The organism is Eubacterium aggregans (assembly GCF_900107815.1).
GTDB lineage: Bacteria > Bacillota > Clostridia > Eubacteriales > Eubacteriaceae > Eubacterium_O > Eubacterium_O aggregans.
Map to the genome: position 1 here is coordinate 52830 of NZ_FNRK01000014.1, position 25362 is coordinate 78191.

The 25362-nt window shown below is 49.3% G+C and carries 28 protein-coding genes and 2 tRNA genes; 7 read left to right on the plus strand and 23 right to left on the minus strand.

Going from position 1 to position 25362, the window contains the following annotated elements:
• Nucleotides 1-6: 6 nt before the first annotated feature.
• From BLW33_RS09100 to BLW33_RS09140, 10 genes are all read right to left on the minus strand, one after another.
• On the minus strand, nt 7-1494 hold the full coding sequence (locus BLW33_RS09100; RefSeq protein ID WP_090307890.1) for a phosphohexomutase domain-containing protein: 1488 nt from the start codon (nt 1492-1494) through the stop codon (nt 7-9).
• Nucleotides 1495-1517: 23 nt separating this feature from the next.
• Nucleotides 1518-2543 carry an ornithine carbamoyltransferase gene (gene argF / locus BLW33_RS09105; RefSeq protein WP_090307892.1) on the minus strand — a complete coding sequence of 342 codons (1026 nt, stop codon included), beginning with the start codon at nt 2541-2543 and terminating at the stop codon, nt 1518-1520.
• Between the two features lie 140 nt (nt 2544-2683).
• On the minus strand, nt 2684-3931 hold the full coding sequence (locus BLW33_RS09110; RefSeq protein WP_090307895.1) for an arginine deiminase: 1248 nt from the start codon (nt 3929-3931) through the stop codon (nt 2684-2686).
• Nucleotides 3931-4500 (minus strand): zinc ribbon domain-containing protein, encoded by a 570-nt coding sequence (locus BLW33_RS14340; RefSeq protein ID WP_242911638.1) that lies wholly within the window; start codon nt 4498-4500, stop codon nt 3931-3933. The genes BLW33_RS09110 and BLW33_RS14340 overlap by 1 nt, the downstream gene beginning before the upstream one ends.
• Nucleotides 4501-4558: 58 nt before the next feature.
• The gene (locus BLW33_RS09120) at nt 4559-5053 is read right to left on the minus strand and encodes a peptidylprolyl isomerase (protein WP_090307897.1); all 495 of its coding nucleotides are present in this window, start codon (nt 5051-5053) and stop codon (nt 4559-4561) included.
• 55 nt (nt 5054-5108) lie between these two features.
• Nucleotides 5109-5849: an ATP-binding cassette domain-containing protein gene (locus BLW33_RS09125; RefSeq protein WP_090307900.1), complete on the minus strand. Its 741-nt coding sequence runs from the start codon at nt 5847-5849 to the stop codon at nt 5109-5111.
• Nucleotides 5849-6757, minus strand: a complete 909-nt coding sequence (locus BLW33_RS14345; RefSeq protein WP_242911639.1) for a glycine betaine ABC transporter substrate-binding protein — start codon at nt 6755-6757, stop codon at nt 5849-5851. Before BLW33_RS14345 ends, BLW33_RS09125 begins: the two co-directional genes overlap by 1 nt.
• Nucleotides 6754-7398, minus strand: coding sequence for an ABC transporter permease (locus BLW33_RS14350; protein ID WP_242911640.1), 645 nt, complete (start codon nt 7396-7398; stop codon nt 6754-6756). The genes BLW33_RS14345 and BLW33_RS14350 overlap by 4 nt, the downstream gene beginning before the upstream one ends.
• A gap of 181 nt (nt 7399-7579) precedes the next feature.
• Nucleotides 7580-8056, minus strand: coding sequence for a VanZ family protein (locus tag BLW33_RS09135; RefSeq protein ID WP_090307903.1), 477 nt, complete (start codon nt 8054-8056; stop codon nt 7580-7582).
• Nucleotide 8057: 1 nt separating this feature from the next.
• A complete protein-coding gene (locus tag BLW33_RS09140; RefSeq protein ID WP_090307905.1) occupies nt 8058-9221 on the minus strand; it encodes a hypothetical protein in 1164 nt (387 codons plus the stop codon).
• A gap of 185 nt (nt 9222-9406) precedes the next feature.
• Between BLW33_RS09140 and BLW33_RS09145 the strand changes: the two genes are divergently transcribed.
• Nucleotides 9407-10405 carry an LCP family protein gene (locus BLW33_RS09145; protein ID WP_242911641.1) on the plus strand — a complete coding sequence of 333 codons (999 nt, stop codon included), beginning with the start codon at nt 9407-9409 and terminating at the stop codon, nt 10403-10405.
• Between the two features lie 134 nt (nt 10406-10539).
• On the opposite strand, the gene BLW33_RS09150 is transcribed toward BLW33_RS09145, so the two are convergent.
• The 4 genes from BLW33_RS09150 to rlmB all read right to left on the minus strand — a co-directional run bounded on the left by BLW33_RS09150 (nt 10540) and on the right by rlmB (nt 12147).
• A tRNA-Thr gene (locus BLW33_RS09150) sits at nt 10540-10615 on the minus strand.
• A 14-nt stretch (nt 10616-10629) separates the two neighbouring features.
• Nucleotides 10630-10714, minus strand: a tRNA-Tyr gene (locus tag BLW33_RS09155).
• A gap of 111 nt (nt 10715-10825) precedes the next feature.
• Entirely contained in the window at nt 10826-11341 is a 516-nt protein-coding gene (locus BLW33_RS09160; protein ID WP_090307908.1) for an NYN domain-containing protein, read from the minus strand.
• A gap of 17 nt (nt 11342-11358) precedes the next feature.
• Complete coding sequence (rlmB, locus tag BLW33_RS09165) at nt 11359-12147, minus strand: 23S rRNA (guanosine(2251)-2'-O)-methyltransferase RlmB (RefSeq protein ID WP_176966689.1); 789 nt, start codon at nt 12145-12147, stop codon at nt 11359-11361.
• A 67-nt stretch (nt 12148-12214) separates the two neighbouring features.
• Here rlmB and BLW33_RS09170 point away from each other — a divergent pair, with 67 nt between their 5' ends.
• Nucleotides 12215-12487, plus strand: a complete 273-nt coding sequence (locus tag BLW33_RS09170; RefSeq protein ID WP_090307912.1) for a DUF1294 domain-containing protein — start codon at nt 12215-12217, stop codon at nt 12485-12487.
• Here the strand turns inward: BLW33_RS09170 and BLW33_RS09175 are convergent.
• Genes BLW33_RS09175 through BLW33_RS09190 form a run of 4 tightly spaced genes read right to left on the minus strand, consistent with a single transcriptional unit; the run spans nt 12438 to nt 17375 of the window.
• Nucleotides 12438-13622, minus strand: coding sequence for a THUMP domain-containing class I SAM-dependent RNA methyltransferase (locus BLW33_RS09175; protein ID WP_090307914.1), 1185 nt, complete (start codon nt 13620-13622; stop codon nt 12438-12440). The genes BLW33_RS09170 and BLW33_RS09175 overlap by 50 nt on opposite strands.
• Nucleotides 13622-14860 carry a histidine--tRNA ligase gene (hisS, locus tag BLW33_RS09180; protein ID WP_090307916.1) on the minus strand — a complete coding sequence of 413 codons (1239 nt, stop codon included), beginning with the start codon at nt 14858-14860 and terminating at the stop codon, nt 13622-13624. The genes BLW33_RS09175 and hisS overlap by 1 nt, the downstream gene beginning before the upstream one ends.
• A 1-nt stretch (nt 14861) precedes the next feature.
• On the minus strand, nt 14862-16088 hold the full coding sequence (gene tyrS, locus BLW33_RS09185; protein WP_090307919.1) for a tyrosine--tRNA ligase: 1227 nt from the start codon (nt 16086-16088) through the stop codon (nt 14862-14864).
• Nucleotides 16089-16112: 24 nt separating this feature from the next.
• The gene (locus BLW33_RS09190; protein ID WP_090307920.1) at nt 16113-17375 is read right to left on the minus strand and encodes an AI-2E family transporter; all 1263 of its coding nucleotides are present in this window, start codon (nt 17373-17375) and stop codon (nt 16113-16115) included.
• Between the two features lie 159 nt (nt 17376-17534).
• Here BLW33_RS09190 and lspA point away from each other — a divergent pair, with 159 nt between their 5' ends.
• Nucleotides 17535-18287: a signal peptidase II gene (lspA, locus tag BLW33_RS09195; RefSeq protein ID WP_090307923.1), complete on the plus strand. Its 753-nt coding sequence runs from the start codon at nt 17535-17537 to the stop codon at nt 18285-18287.
• Between the two features lie 64 nt (nt 18288-18351).
• Here the strand turns inward: lspA and BLW33_RS09200 are convergent, their stop codons facing one another.
• The gene (locus BLW33_RS09200; RefSeq protein ID WP_090307925.1) at nt 18352-19035 is read right to left on the minus strand and encodes a GntR family transcriptional regulator; all 684 of its coding nucleotides are present in this window, start codon (nt 19033-19035) and stop codon (nt 18352-18354) included.
• Between the two features lie 9 nt (nt 19036-19044).
• Entirely contained in the window at nt 19045-19893 is an 849-nt protein-coding gene (gene ispE, locus BLW33_RS09205) for a 4-(cytidine 5'-diphospho)-2-C-methyl-D-erythritol kinase (RefSeq protein WP_090307927.1), read from the minus strand.
• Between the two features lie 148 nt (nt 19894-20041).
• Between ispE and BLW33_RS09210 the strand changes: the two genes are divergently transcribed.
• On the plus strand, nt 20042-20731 hold the full coding sequence (locus tag BLW33_RS09210; protein WP_090307929.1) for a uracil-DNA glycosylase: 690 nt from the start codon (nt 20042-20044) through the stop codon (nt 20729-20731).
• Nucleotides 20731-21282, plus strand: a complete 552-nt coding sequence (locus BLW33_RS09215; protein ID WP_090307932.1) for a phosphatase PAP2 family protein — start codon at nt 20731-20733, stop codon at nt 21280-21282. Before BLW33_RS09210 ends, BLW33_RS09215 begins: the two co-directional genes overlap by 1 nt.
• Here the strand turns inward: BLW33_RS09215 and galE are convergent.
• Nucleotides 21269-22234, minus strand: coding sequence for a UDP-glucose 4-epimerase GalE (galE, locus tag BLW33_RS09220; RefSeq protein ID WP_090307934.1), 966 nt, complete (start codon nt 22232-22234; stop codon nt 21269-21271). The genes BLW33_RS09215 and galE overlap by 14 nt on opposite strands.
• A gap of 136 nt (nt 22235-22370) precedes the next feature.
• Between galE and BLW33_RS09225 the strand changes: the two genes are divergently transcribed.
• Nucleotides 22371-22820: a hypothetical protein gene (locus BLW33_RS09225; RefSeq protein ID WP_090307937.1), complete on the plus strand. Its 450-nt coding sequence runs from the start codon at nt 22371-22373 to the stop codon at nt 22818-22820.
• A 61-nt stretch (nt 22821-22881) separates the two neighbouring features.
• Nucleotides 22882-23223 (plus strand): DUF3795 domain-containing protein, encoded by a 342-nt coding sequence (locus BLW33_RS09230; protein WP_090307940.1) that lies wholly within the window; start codon nt 22882-22884, stop codon nt 23221-23223.
• Nucleotides 23224-23278: 55 nt separating this feature from the next.
• Here the strand turns inward: BLW33_RS09230 and gltA are convergent, their stop codons facing one another.
• A complete protein-coding gene (gene gltA, locus BLW33_RS09235) occupies nt 23279-24661 on the minus strand; it encodes an NADPH-dependent glutamate synthase (protein WP_090307943.1) in 1383 nt (460 codons plus the stop codon).
• Nucleotides 24661-25362, minus strand: a 702-nt coding sequence (locus BLW33_RS09240) for a sulfide/dihydroorotate dehydrogenase-like FAD/NAD-binding protein (RefSeq protein WP_090307962.1), incomplete at its 5' end; no start/stop codon positions are given. The genes BLW33_RS09240 and gltA, both read right to left, overlap by 1 nt.

The following is a 25362-nucleotide window of genomic DNA, read 5'->3' on the forward strand; positions in this document are numbered from 1 at the left end:
TGTCTCCTATGCTTTTAGCGCATCAAAATCCTTTAAAAAGTCCTCAATAACGGCATAAATTTTCTCACATCCGCCGACTTCATCCGACTCGATATTCAAGGGGATGATGGGGTCGTGAAGGGACATCCGCATGAGGCACCAGCCACTGCCGGCGGTGGCATCACAGCTGACCCGGATGCCCTCATAATTGGGCTCTACGATGGTCCAGCCGGGCTGTGCAGCGGCAAATTCACCAAATCGAGCCAGCACATCCTCGCCGTAGGCCTTAAAGTCCTCCAGAGCGATTTTAAAGCGTTTTTCAACCGCTTCTGCCGGCTCCTTCAGATCCTTGAGGAAATCCGAAATGGGCTTACCCTCCTGGTGCAGGGCGGCAAATTGGATAAGGGCCATGGTGACCAGATAGGCCCCATCGTCCAGGAAGTAATTCTCTTTGATGGCCCCATGTCCGCTGGTTTCCATAGCTAAATGGGTTTCCTGTCCTGCTTCATTCAGGCGGATGGCCTCATTGATGACATTCTTATAGCCACGTTTAAAGCGGTGATGTACCCCTCCCAGGCCTTCAATATACTCTGTCAATCCCGTGGAGGTGATGGAATCCGTCACAATGGTGCTCCCGGGGTAGTCCTTGAGCAGCATATTCGCAATAAAAGCGATAAAGCCGTTGCGATTGATGGGATGTCCCTTTTCGTCAATCACAGCGGCACGGTCTACATCGGTATCAAAGATGATGCCCATATCGGCTTGATTGTCCACAACAGCGGCACAGGCGGAAGCCATGGCAGCTTCATCCTCTGGATTTGGCACATGATTGGGGAACTGGCCATCGGGTTCTAAAAACTGACTCCCCGTGGTGTCCGCCCCAAGGGGAGCCAGAACCAGCTTCGCAAAAAATCCTCCGGCGCCGTTTCCGGCATCCACAATAATCCTTGACCCTGCCAGGGGCTGCGCTTTGCCCGTCTTTTCCCGAACGGCCGCAACGATACCCTCGGCGTACTTAGGAATGAAGGGATAATCGATACGTTTGCCACCCAGGGTAAAGGACGTTTCGATCCGTTCTGCTTCCACAAGGATTTCTTTGATATCTTCCTTATTTAAGCCCCCATCCTTGGTGAAAAGCTTAATCCCATTACGGTTAAAGGGTAAATGGCTGGCGGTAATCATCACCGCACCATCGCAATTCATTTCCGGATCAATGCAGGTCATAAACATGGAAGGTGTGGTGGCTAATCCACAGTCGTACACTTGGTTGCCAGTACTGACCAATCCCAGACAGGCCGCCTGGGCAAGCTTCGGCCCGGTGAGACGGCTATCCCGTCCAACGGCCACTGTTAATGTATCCTTACCGAGCTTGGCTTTCAGCCACAACCCAAAGGCGTAGGCAATCTTCATGGTGATATCATCGGTCAGGGTAATTTTCTCCCCCTCGACGCCATCCATGGCGACGCCCCGGACATCGGAACCGTTTTGCAATTTTGTAATGTTCTCTATAATCATGGTTGGTCCCCTAACTTTTTAATTTAAAATACGATGGGCTTGCCGTCTTCGTCCACCTGGTTTGTCGCCAGGGTGGCGCACATCACGGCTTTGATGGTGTGCATCCGGTTTTCAGCTTCATCAAAAACCAGGGAAGCCGCACTACGGAAGACTCCATCGGTCACTTCCATGGCGGACAATCCGAAACGTTCCTTTACATCAGCTCCAACCACGGTTTCTTCATCGTGGAAGGAGGGTAGGCAATGGAGGAAAATGGTCTCGGGATTTCCGGTGGCGGCCATCATGGCCTCATTGACCTGGTAGGGCTTTAACATTTCGATACGCTCGGCCATCTTATCCTCTTCTCCCATGGAAACCCATACATCGGTGTAGATGACATCGGCATCCTTTACCCCTTCTTCAATCTGATCGGTCAGGATGACTGAGCCGCCAGTTTCTTCGCACAGTGCGCGCATCTTGGTAACCAGGGATTCTTCTGGAAACAGGGCCTTTGGTGCCAGAGCGGTAAAATGCATCCCCAGCTTCGCACAACCAATCATCAGGGAATTTCCCATATTGTTTCTGGCATCCCCCACAAAAACGAGCTTCCGGCCCTTTAAGTCCCCAAAGTGCTCCCGAACCGTCATCATATCCGCCAAAATTTGGGTGGGGTGAAATTCGTCCGTTAAGCCATTCCAAACCGGAACCCCGGAAAATTCGGCCAGGGCGTTAACTGTTTCTTGCTTAAATCCCCGGAACTCAATACCGTCATAAAACCGGCCAAGAACTTTGGCTGTGTCTTCGATGGATTCTTTTTTGCCCATCTGGCTGTTGGTTAAGAAGGTGACTTTGGCCCCTTCGTCAAAGGCGCCCACTTCAAAGGCACAACGGGTCCGTGTGGATGTCTTCTCGAAAATCAAGACGATATTCTTGCCAGCTAGCAGCTTGCCAATAGATCCATCCTTTTTTTTCTGTTTGAGTGCGTCAGCATAATCTAATAAAAATGTGATTTCTTCCGGAGAGAAATCCAATAAGGTCAAAAAATTTCGACCCTTCAAATCGATTCCCATAATTACCTCCAATTTTTGTATGGTTACATTTTATCCGAAACTGTCCTTTTTTGCAATCCGTTCTCCCCATGGAATAAACGAAAAGTCGATGTTTTTAGCAGGATTTCTAAAAACATCGACTTTTACACTTTACATATTCATTAAATTTCAACGGTATCCCGGCAAAGGGGCATGGTCATACAGCGCGGTCCTCCCCGCCCCCGTACCAGCTCCGAGGCCTCAATCCCAATAACCTCGATGCCACATTTTTCCAGCATGGCGTTGGAACGCTCATTCCGGCTATAAGCCACCACAACCCCCGGCGCCACAGCCAGGGTATTGGTGCTGTCGTTCCACTGCTCCCTGGCCGCAGCCACGGGATTCCCGCCCCCGCTTTCAATGAGCCGAATGTGGGGAATCTTAAGGGAAGCCTCCAAGGATTGTTTTAAATCACCGGATGGCTCATAGGCCAGTCCTCCAGCCTTTCCCCGGGTAATGATGACCGTTCCCACTGCATCTAAAATTCCGGGATAGACCGTAAACTTATCGAGATCCACCATGGTAAATACGGTGTCTAAATGCATAAAGGCCCGATTGTTTGGGATTTTGACCGCCAAAACTTTTTGAATCTCCGGTCTTTTTTCAAAGAGGGCCGCGGCAAGCCGCTCCACCCCGTGGACCTTCGTCCGTTCACTACAGCCCACGGCTACAACCTCTGGGGTAAGCACCAGTACATCCCCGCCTTCCAAGGAGAAAAAATCATCATGCTTATAATACTGATTTTCCCCATTGGGGGCAAAAAGCGGGTGATGTTTAAAGATGGCCTCCATGTAGAGGCTTTCCCGCCTCCGCACCACTGTCGCCATAGAGCTAATGGCCATTCCCTGACCAATAACCACCGCCGGGTCCCGCATAAAATAAAGGTTTGGCAGTGGGTTAATGACAAAATCGTAGGGGGCTGATCCGTGGATATAATCACTGAGGACGGGCTCCCTTGCCAAAACATCCAGCTCCTTTTGCAGAACCCCGGAAATAAAGGCATCCCGTAAATCGGATGGTGCCAGTCCCAGAAGGTAATCCCGGAGAAAGCCATCAATATAGTCTCCCGACGAAGGATTCTTATCAATAACCGCATCCACCAACTCCTGGCGAACCGGGGCCATGGCCAGAACATCTGCCAATAAATCCTCGACATAATGGATAATGACCCCCCGGGTTTTCAAAATATCCCCAAAGGCATCGTGCTCCTCCTGCATCCGCCGTAGCCAAGGAATGTCCTCAAAGAGAACCTCCTTCAGCATCTCCGGTACAATGCGCTCCAGCTCCAGGCCAGGGCGGTGGAGAATGACCCGCCGCAGCCGGCCCACTTCAGAGGTGATTCCCAGGATGCCAGAGGCTTGGTCTGGCATCAATAAACTCCGGCCAAAGCAATAACAATGGACATAATGCCGCCCCAGAGCATCAGGGATAAAACAATACCAACGGCCATCCAGATGAGCTCAGCCCGGGCGAAATAACGCTTATTCGGATTGGTATCCCCGGTAGCTGCCCAGATGATGAGCATAACGATATTGACCACTGGAATCATTAATAAGAGGATGGTCCAAACCCATTCCCCCATGGTAATGACCGGTGCCATTTCCATATCCTTCGCCTTCGGGGGTACCGGGGGCTTGGCTGAGGGCGGTTCCGGTTCACTGGGCGGCGTTGTGCCCCCATCAGAAAATCCACCGGCTACATCCATCTTTTCGACCATTGAATCATTGGCTTCAACGCGAAGGGGCTCGACGGATACCTCCTCGGTGTCCCCATTTGCCAATTCTTCCGTAATGACAGCCCCCAGCGCTTCAGCCGTCGGTTCCTCAATGACATTCCCTGCTTCATCCACTAAATCGGGTTTTAAAACGGTCCCACAATTCTTACAAAGGACATCCTCCCCATCGATGGCGACATAACATTTTGGACAGTACCGTGCCATTTCAATCCCACCTTTCATGGTTTAAAATTTTTTAACAGCTGGTTGAAAAACAAAGGTTTTATTCGTCCAGCAAAACAACCGATTCCATTATCTGGTTTTCCAAAGGTTTATCCATGGCATCCCGAGGACTGGCAACAATGGCATCCACCACGTCCATTCCCTCGATCACCTTTCCAAAGGCGGCATATTGCCCATCCAGATGGGGCGCATCCTCTACCATGATAAAGAATTGGGAGCCTGCAGAATTAGGATTCATGGACCGGGCCATGGAGAGAACACCACGCGTATGCTTTAAATCGTTGGGAACATGATTCCCTGAGAATTCACCCTTGATATTCCAGCCAGGGCCACCCATACCGGTTCCATCTGGGCAACCGCCCTGAACCATAAAGCCTGGAATAACCCGATGAAAGATCAATCCATTGTAAAAGCCCTGGCGTACCAATTTTTCAAAATTAGCCACACTGATAGGCGCCAACTCTGGATAAAGCTCCAATGTAATCACGCCACCATCTGCCATTGTAATCTGTACCTTTGAGTTTTCTTCGCTCATTATTTCCTCCATTTATGTTCTTTTGTTCTTATTATACCTGAAAGGACTTAAAAAATCACCCATTCCCTTCATCTCCCAGCAGCTCTGCCACAAAGGGTGTGGCTGGAGCCTGGCGCAGTGCCTCAGGGGTGTCCAGCTGAACCAAACAGCCCTCGTCCATTACGGCCACCCGGTCCCCCAGCTTGAGGGCTTCCCGGATATCGTGGGTAATGAAGATAATGGTCACCTCCAATTCCCCGTGGATCGCTTTAATCTCCCGCTGAAGCCGTCGTCTTGTAATTTCATCCACTGCACCAAAGGGTTCGTCCATCAGAAGAATATGGGGATTCGCTGCCAGTGCCCGGGCAATCCCCACCCGCTGGCGTTGGCCCCCGGAAAGCTCACCAGGGTAGCGTCCTGCCAAATCCTGCTCTAATCCCACCAGGGTAAGAAGCCGTTCGATTTGGGCTCTTTTCTCTTCTGGAGAAAAAAGCCCGCTGAGATCAGGGACATAAACCATATTTTGGGCAACGGTCATATGGGGGAAAAGCCCGACCCCCTGAATGGTATAGCCAATCCGCCGCCGCAGGGCAATCAAATCAACCTGGGCAATATCCTCCCCCTCAACCTCGACCCTTCCAGAATCCGGTGCAATCAATCCGTTGATCATTTTTAAAAAGGTGGTCTTGCCTGATCCCGAGGTTCCGATAACGGTTAAGAATTCCCCGGGGAATACGTTCAGTGAAAAATCAACTAATGCCTCGGCCTCTCCATAAACCTTTCCGACGTGTTCAAAAGTGATGATGGGCGCTGCCATTAATTGACCAACCCCTTTTCTACCAAGAAATCGTGGGCCACCACAGCATCCTCCTGCTTGTCAATTTCAACCCGATGGTTCATTTTAATCATATCTGCCTCACTGATCTGATCGTCCAGCAATTTTAGGACTCCCTCTAACTCATTGTACTTTTTAAGGGTATCCTGGCGGGCCACCGTTCCACAATAGTAGTTTTTAAAATATCCCTTGTCGTCCTTCAGTACTACTAAATCCGGATCATCCAGCTGTCCATCGGTGGTAAAGACCGTAATAACATCAACCTCACCGCCTTTGAGTGCCTGATAGGTCAGGCCGATGTCCATTTCCTTTGTCTCCTTGAATTTCAAGGCATAGGTCGATGTCAAACCGTTAAAGCCATCCTCCCGCTCGTAAAAATCAGGATTAGCGCCAAAGACCAGATTGGGGGATGTCGCCACCAATTGAGAATAGGTCGTAATGCCATATTGCTCAGCTACAGATTTTTTCATGGCCAGACTATAGGTGTTGTTAAAGCCATAGAGTCCTACCCAGGTCAAGTTGAATTGATCTTCATAATCCTTCCTAAGCTGTTGGTACAAGGTCCCTTCATCAGGGCTATCGGTCTTTTTAAGGACGGTATACCAGGCTGTCCCCGTGTACTCTGGGTAGAGATCAAAATCCCCTTTAAGCATGGCTGGATGGATATTGCTCGTTCCGCCACCAACCCCCTTGGCAATCTCTACTGTCAAATCCGTTTTCGTCTCGATGAGTTCCTTCATCATTTCACCTAAAACCAACTGCTCCGTCATCGGTTTCGTTGCGATCTTCACCGTCTTACTCTCTGACGCTGAACTGCCACATCCACCGATTGTCAGCATCATCAAAACCGCCAAACCCGCCGCAAGGGACAACTGCCATTTCCTTTTCATACTCCCAATCTCCTCGTTTCAATGATTTTTTTTCCGATAAACCCCAGGACATAGTCCAGTACAAAGGCCAGGGCCGCAATAATAATCCCCCCGGCGACGGTCAGTGCCAGATTATTGGTAGTAATGCCGCGATAAATGGCTACTCCCAGTCCTCCAGCACCAATAAAAGAGGCAATCCCCGTCAGAGCAATGGTCATCACCACCATATTCCGAAAGCCTGCCCAAATGACCGGCATGGCTAAAGGTAGTCGAATTTTCACCATAATCTGGCTTTTCGTACTCCCCATTCCCTTGGCTGCCTCAACGATGGCGCCATCAATCCCCGTCAGACCGGTGTAGGTGTTGCGTACCATAGGCATGAGGGCGTATAGGCTAAGAGCCACAATAGCTGTCGTATTGCCAATCCCTGTAATTGGAATCAAAAATCCCAGAAGCGCAATGGATGGGATAGTATAAATCACATTGGTTGTCCCGATAATAATGGGTGCCACCCGCCTGCGGCCACTGATGACAATGCCAATGATTAAACCAATGATGCCACCAATGAGAATGGCAATACCAGAGATGGCTAAGTGCTGAATTAACAGCTCCCCAAAGAAGCCAGCCCTCTGTTCATATAAAGCCAATACCTGTGCTAGCAAATCCCGCCTCCTTCTTAAAATGTTTTTTACATTATAGCACAAAACAGAATTCTTAAGTATCCCCCCGTGCAAGTCTACAAATTAAAGGGGAGGAAGTACTGCCCTGCTTCTCCCAGAAAAAAACTTATTTATAATGAATTTTTTTGTATAAAAAAACCGGTCTTAGCCGGTTTTAAAGAATTTATTCCTTAGTTTTTTTATTCAATTGTCGGTTCTTGAAAAAATAATACAAAATAATCCCCAGAAGTGCGCCAAGGGTATCAATACAGACATCCCGAAGTTCACAGCTTCGACCAAAGCTAAAGCGTTGATGGAGTTCATCACTGGCAGCATACACCAGGCCGATTAAAACAGACCATATCCCTTTTTTAAGACTTACCCTTTGGCCAATACTCAATCCATGGCAAACCAGTATTCCCAGGATAAAGTACAGAAATCCATGGGCACATTTACGAATGATAAAGGTAAGCCCCTCGGCATCCACCAATACCGAGGTTCCTAAAATAGCCTCCGATAATCCTGAGATAACATGAACCACCGTATCGACGATTCCACCGCTCATTTCTGAAGAGGCCGCGGCATCCTGGGCCGAGAAACCAAATATAATCAACATCCAAGCCACTGCAATGAGTCCCCATGCTTTTTGCTCCAGTTTCAATCTATTCTCCCACCGGAATCAGTTCAACTGACACCCCTTCAAGGAAAAGGGTGGTGCCCTGGGGCAGTTGAATGTTCTTCATTTCAGTCACCATGGTGCGGTCTTCCGTGCTGCCCATATTCTCGGTCACACTAAATTCTCCAGCTGTGCGAATGACGCCAGAACCCCTTATTGCCTTTAAATTATAAGTCCCTGCTGGGAATTCCACGCCAGATTGATAGGAAAAACCGGAATCCAGGGTATAGTGGGTGGACTCTGTCACCTTCCGCTTTGTTCGAGCATTGACAAGGGCTGCCTCGCTCTCAAGTTTGAGCTGCAGCGTCCCTCGTATCTTTAATATATCCCCCTGGACCAAATCTAAGGCTTCAACCGTTGTGACGCCGTTACTTCCTGTGCTGTCCATGGTCATTGCTTCCGAAAGGGCATCACTTTCGGTATCGATGGTTCCTCGTCCACTAGCTGCCACCATCTGATATACACCCACCGGAATATCCATCCCCACGCTGTAATCCCCACTCGTTAACTCGGTCGTATAAGCTTGGGGAACATTGGGATCTGCGGTGGGCGTAGCTGTGGCCACCGGCGTAACCGTCGGCTGTGGTGCCGGCTGATTCGTGTTTCCCCGGCTTAGAGCGGTCCAAACAAAGGCTCCAACACCGATAATCAAGATAAAGGTTCCATAGAACCACCACTTTTTATAAAATGGTTTCTTGCCATACTCCACGATTCCACTGTTAGAATCATCCTCACCATCATCTAAATCCATTGTATTGATTTTTTGATCATCTGCCTTTGCTTCAACTGCAGCAAAAATGTCCAACGAATCATTTTCAGATTGTAGTCCAGAGGCTGCTTCAAAAGAAGCATCCGCTTCTGGCCATTGAAACTCCTCGACTTCATCATCTGATAGTGGATTCCCCGATTGAAGAATGAGTCCCTCCTTGACTTGCTTGATATCCCATTGAGAAGCCCTTATAACAATAGCCGTATGCTCAGCATCCACCAGATCTAAGGTTATCCTCGTCAAGCCATCTCTACCCATACAAGTAAATTGTCTTTGCTCTTCTTCAAAAATTACATTTTTAAAACCCACCCGAAGTAATGCAATTCGGATATTTTGCGTTAACGGCTCATAATCTCCTTTTACAATAATACGTTTCTTCATGCTCCTTCTCCTTAAGAATGATTCATTTTCATATATTTTATCACAGTTCGAAAATAGAATCCATTAATCTCGATTTAAATTCTAACCAAAATCGCATTATCTGCAAATTTCTATAGTTTCTTTTCATCTATCAGATCCTTTATGGTATAATATTATCGAATTTTTGAAAACAATAAGGAGAATTTATGAAAGAACCTAAAAAATCCAGAAAAAGCGGTTCCCAATCATCATATGGCACAACGGAGATGAAAGCCCCACGTCATTACGATTCTGGTAAAAAGAAAAAACATATCGGTTTGATTATTGCAGGTATTGTTCTTTTACTTGTTCTGATTACTGGACTCATCATCTATGCAAAGGTCCATAGCACCATCGGTCAAATCAACCAGGTCAGTGTGGACACCAGTGATTTAGACGCAACAACAGATAATCGCAACGTTGTCAATATTGCGCTGTATGGTATCGACACCGAAGAGGGTGGCACAGGCCGATCTGATGCAATTATGATTTTAACCATTGATCCGGATCATAAAGTCATGAAGTTAACCTCGATTATGCGGGACTCTTACGTCAATATTGAGGATCACGGTATGGATAAAATCAACCACGCCTATGCCTTTGGCGGCCCAGAGCTCGCCATAAAAACTCTGAACCAAAATTTTGGTCTCAACATCACCGATTTTATGGCCGTCGATTTTACATCTATGCCTGTCATCATCGATCAGCTCGGTGGTGTCAATATTGAAATTACGGCTGAAGAAGCGGCTACCGGACAAATCCCTGGAATTTCTGGAGCAGGTACTCAAACCTTATCCGGTGAGCAAGCCTTGGCATACTCCCGAATTCGATACGCCAGTGGCAATGACTTCAAACGAACGGAACGTCAGCGAACCGTACTCAATCAATTGATGATCGGCATCCTTAAGCAGCCGATGAGTACCTGGCCTGATTTAATCAGCCAACTTGCTCCCTATATTACCACAAACCTATCCACAAACGATATTATCGGGCTATCCACCGCCTACGGCACCCTTGCCAAGCAGGGAATCCAACAAATGCGTTTTCCCCGGGATGGTGAAGGAGATGGGCAATATATTGACGGCGTTTATTACCTAGTCTTTGATATCCCCACTGTTTCTAAGGAACTGCAGGATTATCTATTCTATGACATAGATCCCCAATAAGCAGTTAAATTCAAGGACATTTCGGCTTACGAAATGTCTTTTTTTCTGTCGCATTCATAATCACGGACACTAAAAAACCAGCCATAAACCGGCTGGTTTCCTTTATTTTAGCGGGTTTCCCGCAACTTTTCTAGTGGAGCCTTTGAGCGGATTCGAACCGCTGACCCCATCCTTACCATGGATGTGCTCTACCTACTGAGCTACAAAGGCGAAAAGTATTTAAATGGTGGGGAGAGATGGATTCGAACCATCGTAGACTTAGTCAACGGATTTACAGTCCGCCCCCTTTAGCCACTCGGGCATCTCCCCGTAAGATATTGGCTTTTTCCTGTCATCGTCGACAGCTTCTATATGATACCCTGTTTTATAAAAGAAGTCAACCCCCTTTTAGCTTTTTTTAACCCTTTTTTTTACTTTTTTTTAATCATCCCCACGACGGATACTCTCCAGTTGATTTCGCACAGTTTCATCCATATGTTCATGCAGTTGATTGATGCCCATCACCCGGTGTTTTTCCATCTGCCTCGGTAGAATCCCCCGGGATTGCGTCATTGCTTCCATAAGCTCTCTGGCCGAAAGGCGCTCGGCCCCCAAAGCTAAAACTACCTGTTGGAGGGTAAAGTCCGAGGTCGCTACCTTCACCGGAACCAGCTTGGGGGTTTCGTAAACCATTCGCTCAATATAGCTATCTGCAGTTACATCCTTTGGGGTATAGACCACCCGGATATTCCCCCGGAGGGTCTCCCTTTCCCCAGGACCATCCTGGGTGTAGGCATCAAAGACCACCACGGTTTCATACCCCATATACCCACTGTAATTCCCCAGACCTTCGATGAGGTCTTCCCGGGCTGCTTCAAGATTAAAATCTTCCGTATTGGGATCATCCTTCTGCTGATGGATGATATTATAGCCATCCACGATTAAAATGGTCTTCATGCCTAAAACTCCGTTTTTTATTGGTGCCGTTGACGGGCTGCCTCCGCAAGGAGAATGGCCGCGGCCGCCGATGCGTTAAAGGAATCGATATCCCCATAAAGTGGGATGGAGGTTGTGAAATCGCACTGGCTTTTAACCTTGGGGCTCACACCCTTGCCTTCATTCCCGATGACGATGGCCATCTTCCCCTTAAAATCATTTTTGTAATAAGGTGCACCTTCCATATCCGCCGCCGCAATCCAAAAGCCCTTTTCCTTAAGGGTATCCATACATTGGGACAGGTTATTCACCTTTACCACCGGGATATACGCCACCGCACCAGAAGAAGCTTTAACCGCTGCCGGCGATAAGGACGCGGAGCGCCGCTTGGGCAGAATAATCCCATGGGCACCACAGAGGTTGGCACTCCTTATAATGGCTCCTAGATTATGGGGGTCTGTCAAATGGTCCAGAATGACCACCAGGGGCTCTTCCCCCTTGGACTGGGCATAAGCCAGTACATCCTCCAGGCTCTTGTAAGGAAAGGGTGCCATGAGTGCCGCTACGCCCTGATGGCGCTGGCCCTCAGAGATGGCATCCAGCTTGGCACGGTCTACGGTTTGCACCAGGATTCCCCGTTTCCGGGCTTTATCCATGATGTCACCAAGGACATGATCCTTATTATCCTTCATCACCAGAAGCTTATCCACTGCCTGTTCGGCCCGCATGGCTTCCAACACGGGGTTCTTCCCCACGACGACGAAGCGTTCCTCCTCAGATTCCTGAGCCGGCTGACGCCCGTATCGATTTTTAACTTTATCATTCATTTTAATTTATCCATTCTTTTGTTTTGCTCGACCTCCATGTTATACTTTTATAGAATTGGAGGAATTTATGACAACTTTTACCATTATTTTCATTTATTGTGCGGCCATCAACCTCATCACCTTTGGGGCAATGGGCATTGATAAGGCAAAGGCCCGTCGGGGGGCATGGCGTATACCAGAAGCCACCCTCTTCACCCTTGCCATAGTCGGTGGAAGCATCGGTGCCATTTTCGGTATGACCCTTTTCCACCACAAAACCAAGCATTTAAGCTTTCGGCTTGGTCTTCCCTTTATTCTGCTGGTTCAACTTCTGGGTCTTTACCTGCTGCTTCGGGGTTAAAACGCTTTCTCGGTGGCAGTGGGCCAAAGTATTGATAGAAATAGGTCTTTAAGGTACTATTGTACAGCTTTCGGTTCTTCGTCGCTTTCTTTCCAAAGCATTTTTCAAAGCCTTCATAGCCGCAGATAATGAAATAAGACCAATCTTCAAGGGCCATAAAGGCCCGGCCCATTTCCCGATAAAGGGCTTCCACTTCCTTCTTATCCCCCATGCGCTCCCCATAGGGTGGGTTCGTCACAATCACGCCATAACGGCGCTTAGTGGCAATTTCCTTGACCGGCAAACGCTGGAAGGCCACTAAATCCCCAACTCCTGCCAAATCTGCATTGGTTCTGGCCTGCTTAAGGGCTCTGGAATCAATATCCGACCCCAGGAGACGAAAGCTCTTATCGTTGATGGCTTCTTCGGCCTGGGTCCTGGCATCGGCCCAGAGATCCTTGGGGATGGCATCCCACTCCTCGGACACAAAGCTCCGTTTAAGGCCTGGGGCCATATTCTTCCCAATCATGGCGGCCTCGATGACGATGGTCCCGGAGCCACAAAGGGGATCGAGGAAGTAACGGTCCGGCCGCCAACGGGACAGCTTGACCAAGGCGGCGGCAATGGTTTCCTTTAAGGGTGCATCATTGCCATACTCCCGATACCCCCGCTTATTGAGCCCGGAGCCGCTGGTGTCAATGGAAAGAACCACCTCGTCCTTAAGGATCTGGATGTGGATGGGGTAATGGCCCCGGGTTTCCGGAAACCACTCCACCCCATAGGCCATCTTGAGCCGCTCCACCACCGCCTTCTTGACGATACGCTGGCCATCGGATTTGCTGAACAGCGTGGATTTAACCGAGGTGATTTTAGCCGCCGGAAAAATGCCGTCCTCCGGAATCCAGCGCTCCCAGGGCAAGGCCTTTGTGGCTTCAAACAGAGCGTCAAAGGTGGTGGCCCGGAAGGTTCCCATGACTAAGAGAACCCGGTCAGCACACCGCAGCCACAAATTGCTCCGGGCAATGGCATCCAACCCTCCGGAAAAATACACCCGGCCATTTTCCACCTGATCGATGGTGTAGCCTAAATCCTTTACTTCATCCTTTACCACGCTCTCCAAACCGAAAGCCGTCGTCGCTATTAATTGAATGGTCATTAAAATGTTTTAATCCCCTCGTCCCGGCCGTAGACCAGGAATCCAGCGTAGCCCTTTTCTTCATAATGGCTTAACTGCTTACCAAATTTCTTCTTCATGCTCACCAGGTTCACCCAGTGTCCTTGGGCCCGGAGGCTGTCGGCAAAGGTGATTACCTCAGCCATATCATCTGCTGGTGTATAGAACAATGCCACAGGATGTTTTCCGGCAGACTGTGTTTCCTTGGCTTCCATCAAAATCCCAACAATCCGTTCAAAGCCAATAGAGAAGCCCACAGCCGGTACCGACTGCTTGGCATATTTTCCAATCATTTCATCATAACGGCCCCCGCCGGCAATGGATGAGCCGTATTCACCATAGCTGACCTCAAAGACCTGGCCGGTATAGTAGCCCATGCCCCGGATCAGGGTAAAATCAAAGGCGATGGTGTACCGTCCACCCGCCATTTTTTCCACCGTTCCAATCACCTGGCGTAAATCCGCCACGGCTTCCGGTTCATCCACTAAATCCTCAATATTATCCAGGGTAATTTGGGCCGCTTTATTCACAAAATCTGAGACCATGGCGGTATCGTAGCCCTTTTCCACCAGCTCCGCCACAACCCCTTCTGTCCCGATTTTATCCGCCTTATCCAGGGAAATACACACGGAACCCACATCCCCAGGGGCAAAGCCCGCCTGGATGATGGCTGCTGTCAGTAGCTTGCGATCGTTGACCTTGATGGTAAAATCCTCAAAACCAATGGCCAGAAGTGCCTTGGCCGTCGTGGTAATCAGCTCCATCTCCGCCGCTACTGTGGGGTCCCCGATGATATCAATGTCACACTGCTTAAAGGAACGGAAGCGCCCCTTTTGGGGACGCTCTGCGCGAAAGACATTGCCAATCTGAATGGCTTTAAAGGGCAATTCCAGGGATTCAGCATGATTGGAATAAAACCGGGATAGGGGCAGGGTCAGATCATAACGCAGACCCATATCACATAAATCCGTGACGGTGCTGTTTTCATCCACCTTCAGTTTTTCCCCACGTTTTAAAATCGCAAAGATCATCTTCAGGTTTTCGCCGCCGTCGCTGCCTAGGAGTAAATCGATATTTTCCAGGGCCGGGGTCTCCATGCGGGTAAAGCCATGGGCCCGGTAAATGGACAGAATTTTTTGCTCCAGGGTATCCCGAATGAGCATTTCATCCGGTAAAATATCCCGGGTGCCCCGGACAGGCTTCGAACTCATCTGCGCCATGCTACACCAGCACAATCCGACGGTAGACTTTTTTGCCTTTTTTCACAACAAAGCCTCCCTCTGCAAAATCATCGGCGGTGTAGGTCGTCTTGATATCCGTCACCTTTTCACCCTTCACTTCGATACCATTTTGCTGGACCAAACGGCGGGCCTCCCCACGGCTGGGGACAATGCCGGATTCCGCCAGCAGGCTTAGAATTTCAATGCCATCACCAACGATATCCGCCCCTACCTCAACGGTGGGGATTTCGGCATCCGTCTGATTCCCTGAGAAGGCCTTTCGAGCGGCATCCTGGGCCTTTTCAGCCTCTTCCTTGCCGTGAATCATAGCCGTTACCTCGTAGGCCAGGACCTCCTTGGCATGGTTGATTTCGGCACCCTCCAGGGCTCCTAATCGGCGTACCTCATCCATGGGCAGGAAGGTCAGTAACGCCAGACATTTCTGCACATCGGCATCAGCCACGTTCCGCCAGTACTGGTAGAATTCGTAGGGAGAGGTCTTTTCCGGGTCGAGCCACAAGGCCCCCTTGGCCGTTTTCCCCATCTTGATGCCCTCGCTGGTGGTCAGCAGGGAGAAGGTCATGCCATAAACAGACTGGGCATCCTTCTTTCGCACCAGCTCTACCCCAGCAATAATATTGGACCATTGGTCATTGCCCCCAAATTCCATTTTACAGCCATACTTTTGGTGCAGCTTGTAGAAATCATAAGCCTGGAGCAGCATGTAGTTGAATTCCAGGAAGGTCAGTCCCTGCTCCATCCGGCTTTTGTAGCAATCTGCGGCAAGCATCCGATTAACAGAAAAATGAGACCCGATATCCCGGAGGAAATTAATATAATTAAGGTCCAGAATCCAATCGGCATTATCGACCATAATGGCCTTATCATCTTCAAAGGTCAGGAATTTTTCAAAGATTTTTTTAAATTTTTCAGCATTATCAGCAATCCGCTCCCGGGTCATGACCTGACGCATATCCGTTCGACCCGAAGGATCTCCAATCATCGTGGTTCCCCCACCGATTAAAGCAATGGGACGATGGCCGTGGCGCTGCATATGGGCCATAACCATAATCTGAATGAAATGCCCAATGTGCAGGCTATCCGCTGTTGGGTCAAACCCAATATAAAAGGTCACAGACTCATTTGCCAGTAAATCCACAATTTCTTCTTCATGGGTACATTGTTCGATGTAACCCCGTTCTTTCAGAACGTCAAATACATTTTCCATTGTTGTTTCCTCCTCTATTTCAGACTATATTTCTTCATTTTCTTCTTTTTTTTCAATAATGGTGACCGCTTCTCTTTCAGCCTTAGCTGCCATCTTTTCCCGATGGGCTTCCCAACGATTCAGACCTTCAACCAAAAATATCTTGATGACCGCAAAAAAGGGAATGGCGATGAACATTCCAAAGGGCCCCATGAGGCTTCCCCCGACCATGACAGAAAGGAGCACCCAAAAAGGATTCAGCTCCACAATACGCCCCAGTACCGTTGGCCCCAAAATATTCCCATCAAACTGCTGGACGATGAGAATCCAAATGGCCACCCATAAAGCCTTAACCGGACTGTACAGCAGCGTCAGCAAAATCCCAGGGATGGCCCCAATAATCGGACCAAAATAAGGAATAACATTGGTTACTCCCACCACCAGGGCAATAAGCGGCGCATACTCCACGCCCAAAATCAAAAGACCCACATAACAAATCAGGCCGATCAAAGCAGATGTCATGATTTTCCCTGCAAAATAACGGTAGAACACATCATCGATGGTGTGGACCACCCAGGTAAAACCGCCGTACACCGAATCACTCATCAAGGCTCGAAACAGGCGCTGACATTGGCCTTGAATGTTCTCCTTATCCAACATGAGATAAAAGCCGGAAAAGAAAACCGCCACCGATGAGATCAGGAAGGAAGTTGTCCCCTTGGCAAAAAGCACAGCCATATTGCCCATCTGGGCCATGGAGCCGGACACACTGCCAGGGTCTCCCACAAAGCTGTCAAAAAATCCTTTAAGGGTCAAATCTGTGAAATTAGCCAGCTCTACTCGAATAATGCCGGCTAAATCCTTCAAAGCTGTTCCCGACTGGGAAAGTTGATCTAAAAATCGATTGATTTCCCAAGTATATTGGGGGATATGTCCCGCCAGATTAATGACACTCTCCACAATGGAGGGAATCAGGATATATAAAAAGACCACCATGAAAAAGAGAGCGATCAAATAAACAATAACGATGGCTGTAAAACGTACCTTCTTCGGATGGGCCTGTGTCCCCTTGATATATTTGAATATCTTGCGTTCAAACCAACGCATGGGCCGGAATAAAAAATAGGCCAAAACGCCGCCTAAGATGATGGGCAACAGCATCCCAAAAATATCTTGAATGACTTGCCCTGTGGTTGTAATGATTAATCCAAGATTATCCAGCACTTTATAAAACAAAATGACTGAAATAACCCCCAATACGGCATAGGCATAATATTTCAAATATTGCTTATCTAATTTAAAACGCACGGCTTCCCTCCTTCCCAATTTTTCTATTATTAAAACCAAACACGATTAAGTTTAACATTTCAGCGGTTATTTTAAAACTCTATTTCGAATATTCTTTCAAAATTATGGAAAGAAGTGTTATACTATTAAAATATTCATACGCGCAAAGGAGCAAAGAACATGCTTTTCTATATTATCATTCTCATCTCTGGCATTGTGGTTGACCAATTAACCAAGCTTTATGCGGTCAATGTCCTGGCTAAGGTCACTACTGTGCCCATTATCCCAAATGTTTTCCACTTAACCTATGTAGAAAATACCGGTGCCGCCTTCAGTATGCTTTCAGGAATGCAGACCTTTCTGATCATCATTACCATGGTCTTCATTGCCGGCCTGCTTTATCTTTTCGTCGTTCTGCCTAAAAAACGCCAATATTTTGAAATCAATCTTGCCCTGGCCTTCATCATCAGTGGCGCCATTGGTAATCTCATCGATCGCTTGCGCTTTCATTACGTCGTCGATTTTTTCGATTTTCGAATCATCGGCTTTGCCATCTTCAACATCGCGGATATCCTTGTTGTCCTCGGCTGTATTTTACTGGTCATTGCCATTTGGCGCAATAAATTCCCCGGGGATAAAAGCGAGTTAAAATCCTTTAAGCGTACTGCCCCTTCCAATCGAAAAGGGCAACCGCAACACGGAACAGGTTCTACTGGCACAACAGCGTCTCGCAGAACCCCTCCCCAAAAAACAATGAAAGCCCGGCCCACCACCAAACGGAAAGTGTCCGATGTCAAGCCCAAAATCGACACCACCATTGAGACTCTGCCCCGACCTGACCGCCGGGATGGATCCTACAACCCCAGTGGTGTGGAATTTAGTCCAACCCCTCCGGATGAACTGCCCAGTGCCCTAAAACATCGAAAAGACTAAAAAAACATGGCTGCCAAAGTATATTGCCTTTAACAATCCTTTGGCAGCCATCTTTTTACTTCGATTATTCTAGAACTTCCATCATATCCGCCTCTGCATTTTCAATATGGCAACCAGCAACACGGCCAGCCTCTTTGACATCGTGCTTGGCAATATTCTCAATAATCGATTCATGCTGGCCAATAAGCGGCTTCTTATCATCGATATTATGGACATACTCCACCCGGACCCGCAGCATTTGTTCCCTTAAACTATGGATCATTTGGAACAACCGATCATTCTTAGCGGATTGATACATGGTTTCATGGAAAGCGACATCATAATTGATAATCCCTTCCTCATCATTCTTCATGGCCGATTCTTCAAATCCCCTATTGCTTTCCCGCATTTTTTCGATTTCTGCCTCGGTGGCATTTTTAGCGGCCAACTCTGCCACTAAAATTTCCAGAGCCCTCCTGATCTGCATCATTTCCTGGAGATCCTTGATAGACATAGGGGTAACATAGGCCCCCTTTCTGGGAATCATGCAGACCAGGCCCTCCAGCTCCAATTTACGGATGGATTCCCGGACAGGGGTCCGGCTTACGCCCATCTCACTGGCCAGCTGTACCTCCATCAATCGTTCTCCAGGCTTGAGTTCCCCCTGGATAATGGCATTTCGAATGGTCTCAAAAACAATCTCCCGGAGGGACTTACAATTACTGGTATCCAGGGAAAGCTTTCTCCGTGTTTCCTTTTCTTCTTTCAATTTCAACCTCTATTCTATTCTTGCTAAAAAGGGATTCATCTGCAGATCTTTAAAAAACGCCACGGCCTGGGCTGCCACAGCCTCATCCATAAAATATCCCACTACTGTCGATCCACTGCCACTCATGACAGCCAAAGCGGCACCAGCATCCAGCATTTGTTCCTTAAGAATTTTAATCTCCGGATAAAGGGGAAAGACCACGGCTTCAAAGGAATTCCCCATCCACTCACAGGCGGCTTCAAAGCCTTGGCTCTCCAGAACCTCTACGGCCTGCTCCACTGGTGGATGATATTCGGATGGGGCGGTATCCACCTGGGCAAAAGCCCAGGGCGTGGCGATGTCCGCTGCTGGCTTAACCACCACCATGGTACAGGCCGGCAATGGTTTTAAGGGCGTAATTATCTCACCGATGCCCTCCACCAAAGCGGTCCCCCCTAAAAGGCAATAGGGCACATCCGCCCCAATGCCTACACCGAAGGATAACATCTCCTGGATATCCATCTCCAATCCCCACAGGGTACTCAAACCTTTAATGGCTGCCGCTGCATCGGCACTGCCCCCAGCCAGTCCAGCCTGCATGGGAATCCGCTTTTCCAGATGGATGGCTGCCCCGATTTTCACTCCATAACGGGTTTTAAGCCCCTGGGCAACCTTCATAATCAGATTCGAAGGGCCAAGGGGAACCGTCTCCTCATCACAGGTTAATGTCAATTCCTCTGCTGGCTTAAAAGACAGCACATCCGCCAGATTGGTACTATGGTTGATCATCTGCATGAGATGATAGCCATCTGGCCGACGTCCAATAACGTCCAGAGCGATATTTACTTTTGCCGGTGCCCGGACCTTCAATTCTTCCATGTATTTCTTCCCTTCTATTGGCCTTTAGGCCTACTGAGCACATTGTATACATTATTATAGCATAACAAATCTTAAAATCAATGGAAATCCCCTCAATTCCCCGTCTTTATTTGTTATAATAAGAGTATCACTTCATGGGAGGAACTCAATGTCCATCACCTTTAATAACGACTGGAATACCACCATCCAGCAGGAATTTATCAAGGATTATTATAAACAGCTCCGTCAATTTTTAATCTCTGAATATAAAACACGACCAATCTATCCCAATATGCACGATATTTTCAATGCCTTTCATTTCACGTCCTACTCCGATACGAAGGTCTGTATCCTAGGGCAGGACCCCTACCATGGCCCAGGCCAAGCCCATGGCCTCAGTTTTTCGGTAAAGCCAGATGTCGCCATTCCACCATCCCTGCGCAATATCTACCAGGAGCTTCAGGATGATTTAGGCTGCCCCATCCCAAACCATGGCTACCTCAAGCACTGGACGGATGAAGGAATCCTTCTGCTCAATGCCGTACTCACCGTCCGAGCCGGACAAGCGGCCTCCCATCGGGGCCAGGGCTGGGAGCAATTTACGGACCATATTATCCAGCAGCTAAACCAGCGGGAGGACCCGGTGGTCTTTATTCTCTGGGGTGCCTTTGCCCAATCGAAAATCCCCATGATCACCGGTAAGCAGCACTGCATTATCCGTTCCCCTCATCCCAGCCCCTTATCCGCCCATCGGGGCTTCTTTGGCAGCCGGCCTTTTTCCCAAACCAATGATTTTCTCACCCGCATCGGTAAAGAACCCATTGACTGGGAGATTCCAGCAGCGATTCAGGTGCCTTAATGGATATTGGCATTCTCTACAGTATTCAAAATGATTTGCAATGTCCCTTTTGTGATGTCCTATTTAAGGGCTTCACCTTTCTGGGGGATAAGGGACTCCTTTGGATTATTGTCACTGCTTTATTATTGGCAAAAAAAGAGACCCGTTATGCGGGAATCGTCATGGGAATATCTGTGGCCTTATCCGCCGGGTTGGTTCAGTTTGGCCTAAAGCCACTTTTTAACCGAACCCGGCCCTATCTCGCCTACAATTATCCAATCCTTATCCCTGCGCCCATGGGAACATCCTTTCCCTCTGGGCATGCTGCCACCTCCTTTGCCGCTGCCTGGTCTTATTTTTGTCTCTATAAAAACAAGCTGCGATGGGGGCTCCTCACCATTGCCCTGGGCATCGCCTTTTCCCGGCTTTACCTTTTCGTCCACTACCCCAGCGATGTGGCCGTGGGGATAATCGTTGGGCTGCTGGTGGCTTATATGGCAAGATGGCTTGCTGACTGGATTATCCAGCACTGCCATCTGGAGTCCGCCATCCCCCCCATTAGCGGCACTTAAAATGCCAGGCGGTTTCGATGATTTTTTCCACATCCGTGTACACGGGTTCCCAGCCAAGCTCTGTCTTGGCTTTTTTACTGCTGGCGATGGAAATGGCAATATCCCCATCCCGGCGGGGAGTGACTACCTCCGGAATGGGATGGCCGGTTACCCGTCTGGCCGCTTCAATCATCTCCAGTACGGTAAAGCCTTGGCCATTCCCCAAATTGTAGATATCGCTTTCCCCCTTTATCAGCTTCTTAATCCCCAGGATATGGGCATCTACCAAATCAACCACGTGGATGAAATCCCGGACACCGGTGCCATCCTTGGTGTCGTAATCATTCCCATAAATGCCGATGCTTTCCCGTTCTCCCGCAGCCACCTCCAGGATCAGGGGAATCAGGGCTGTGTTGACATCCAGGGCCTGGCCAATGGGATATTTTTCGTGGGCTCCGGCAACATTGAAATAACGGAAGACGCAGTAATTGATACCGTAGGCCTTACGGCAATCCTCCAAAATCTCTTCCACCATAGCCTTTGTCTTGCCATAGGGGCTGATGGGATCGATGGGATTATCCTCCGTCACCGGTACCACCTCGGTATTGCCAAAGACGGCTGCCGTTGAGGAAAAGATGATATTCTTAACCCCGCAGCGTACCATGGACTGAAGCAGCGCAACGGTGCCGTAGACATTATTATCATAGTATTTCAGGGGGTCCTTCTCACTTTCAGCCACCACGATATTCGCAGCAAACTGCATGACCACATCGATATTTTCATCCTGGAACAGCGCATCCATAAAGGCTCCATCCCGGATGTCTCCCACCAGAAGCTTTGCCCGTTCATCCACAGCCCATCGGTGTCCTGCAGACAAATTATCCACTACCACCACTTCAAATCCCTGATCTAACAACTGAACAACAGCGTGGCTGCCAATATACCCGGCACCCCCTGATACTAATACTCTCATTTATTCTCCTTTTGCTTTGCTTTAAAGTTTTAAATATTTATGGTGCATATTATAACATATAACTTTCAATTTTTTGAGGAAAGCTTTATAATATGATAAAGTGGTTTCTTAAATATCAAAAACACAGGGTGAGCGTATGGCTAAAAAACTTTTATACAATCGACGGATTATGGGATATGTGCTTTTGTTCGGGATGGGTATTTTCTTGCTGCTTCATTTATTGGTATGCTTTGGGACTATCCCCTATTCCTCACTGTGGGGAACGGCAATCACCAGTCAGGCTTCTTTAATGAAGGCAGAGGGCTTTGCTGTTTTCTTCATCCTGCTCTTTATGAATGGAATTGTCTTAGAATTATTCCATTTCCGGGTCTCTCCCCGTCTCCCTAGGGGACTTCTCTGGGGCATGGTGGTCTATATGGGGCTCAACACCCTGGGTTATTTACGCTGTGATGCCATGGCTCTAAAGATTGGCATGAGCCTATTCTGCCTCTTTCTTGCCCTTCTGGGCCTCTGGATGATCTTCTTAAGCCATCGTGCAGAGCGGCGGCGACGCCTTCGGCAAAAAAGACAAAAGCGCCACCAGTAGGGGAAGGGCCGTCAACAAACTACAATAAAATAAATTAAAGCATCTTTTAAAGGAGAACGCGATGAGAGATTTAATTGCCTGTTGCGGATTAGACTGCGAAAAATGCGATGCGTACCTAGCCACCATCCGCAACGATGATGCCTTGCGGAAAAAAACAGCAAAGCAGTGGGCTGAGCTGAATCACGCCCCTATCACACCTGAAATGATCAACTGCCTGGGCTGCCGGGCCAATGGTGTGAAAACACCCTATTGCGACAGTCTGTGCGAGATTCGCAAGTGTACATTGAAAAAGGGACTGAGTACCTGCGGCAGCTGCCCCCATCTGGAAAACTGCCAAATCGTCGGAGAAGTACTTAAAAACAGCGATGATGCCTTGCAAAACCTCAAGGGGGAAAAAATATAAGGTGTACAAAAAACAGCACATACCATTTTATGGTGCGCGCTGTTTTTTCTTTTAACTATTTACTCAAATACCCATCAATAGCCGCGGCCGCTTCCTTCCCGGCCCCCATGGCCAAGATGACGGTGGCGGCACCGGAGACGGCGTCCCCGCCGGCGTAGATGCCCTCCCGGCTGGTCTGGCCGGTGCCTTCTTCGGCAACAATACACTGCCAGCGGTTGGTTTCTAAGCCGTCGGTGGTGCTTGAGATTAAGGGGTTGGGGGAGGTTCCCAAACTCATGATGACGGTGTCCACGTCGATGTCGTATTCGCTGCCGGGGATTTCCACCGGGCGGCGTCTGCCGGAGTCGTCGGGTTCTCCCAGCTCCATTTTCACGCAGCGCAGGCCGGTGACCCAGCCGTCTTCTCCTACGAGGATTTCCTTGGGGTTGGTGAGGAGGTGGAATTCGATGCCTTCTTCTTTGGCATGGTGGACTTCTTCCACTCTGGCGGGGAGTTCAACTTCGCTACGTCGGTAGACAATAGTCGTGTCGGCTCCCAGGCGCAGGGCGGTTCTTGCGGCGTCCATGGCGACGTTGCCGCCGCCGACCACGGCGACTTTGTGGCCCCTATGAATGGGGGTATCGTAGTCTTTGAAGGCTTTCATGAGGTTATTCCGGGTGAGGTATTCGTTGGCGGAGAAGACGCCGTTGGCTTGTTCCCCGGGGATGCCCATAAATTTAGGGAGTCCGGCGCCGCTTCCGATGAAGACGGCGTCGAAGCCTTCGTCTTCCATGAGCTCGTCGATGGTGGTGGCTTTCCCGATGACGACGTCGGTTTCGATTTTAACGCCGAGTTTCTTGACGTTTTCGACTTCTTTGGCCACGACGGCGTCTTTGGGGAGACGGAATTCCGGGATGCCGTAGACGAGGACGCCCCCAGCTTCGTGGAGGGCTTCAAAGATGGTGACGTCGTAGCCCATTTTAGCCAGGTCTCCGGCACAGGTGAGGCCGGCGGGGCCGGAGCCGATGACGGCAATTTTTTTGTCTTTAGGTTCAGCTTTGACTTCGGGGACGATGTCGTGGGCCATGGCCCAATCGGCGACGAAGCGTTCGAGCTTGCCGATGGAGACGGGTTCGCCTTTGATGCCGAGGATGCACTGGCCTTCGCACTGGCTTTCCTGGGGACAGACCCGGCCGCAGACGGCGGGGAGGGCGGAGGCTTCGGCGATGGTTTTGGCGGCGTCTTCAAATTCCCGGTCGGCGACGTGCTTGATGAACCGGGGGATGTCGATGGAGACGGGACAGCCGGCAACACATTTGGGCTTTTTACAGTTTAAGCAGCGTTCGGCTTCGGAGACGGCTTCGGCTTCGTTGTAGCCGTAGCAGACTTCTTCAAAGTTGGTGGCTCTGACCTTGGGGTCTTGTTCTCTGACGGGGACTTTTTCCATTCGTTTGGCCATTAGTTGTCACCTCCTTGGGATTCGCTTTGGCAATGCCCGCATCCGCCGTGGTGGGTGTCGCCTTCTTCGAGTTCTAATGTTTTTCGGCCTTCTTCGCTTTTGTACATGGTTTGTCTGCGCATGGCCTGGTCGAAGTCGACTAAGTGGCCGTCGAATTCGGGGCCGTCGACGCAGGCGAATTTGACTTCGTCACCGACGGTGAGGCGGCAGGCGCCGCACATGCCGGTGCCATCCACCATGATGGGGTTCATGGAGACGATGGTGGGGATGCCGAGCTTCTTGGTGAGCAGGCAGACGAATTTCATCATGATCATGGGACCGATGGCGACGCAGATGTCGTACGGGTTGCCTCCTTCGACGAGGTCTTCAATGACTTGGGTGACCATGCCGTGGCGGCCGTAGGAGCCGTCATCGGTGGTGATGTAAAGATTGCCGGCCACGGCGGCCATTTCCTTTTCCAGGATGAGCAGGTCTTTATTCTTAGACCCGACGATGACGTCCACGGCGATGCCGTGTTCGTGCATCCATTTGACCTGGGGATAAACCGGGGCAGCCCCAACGCCTCCGGCCACAAAGAGAATCTTTTTAGCTTTTAGGGCTTCGAGATCTTCGTTGATCAATTCTGAGGCACAGCCCAGGGGTCCGATGAAGTCTAAGAAGGCGTCGCCCTCTTTTAACGCGGCCATGCGGATGGTGGAGGC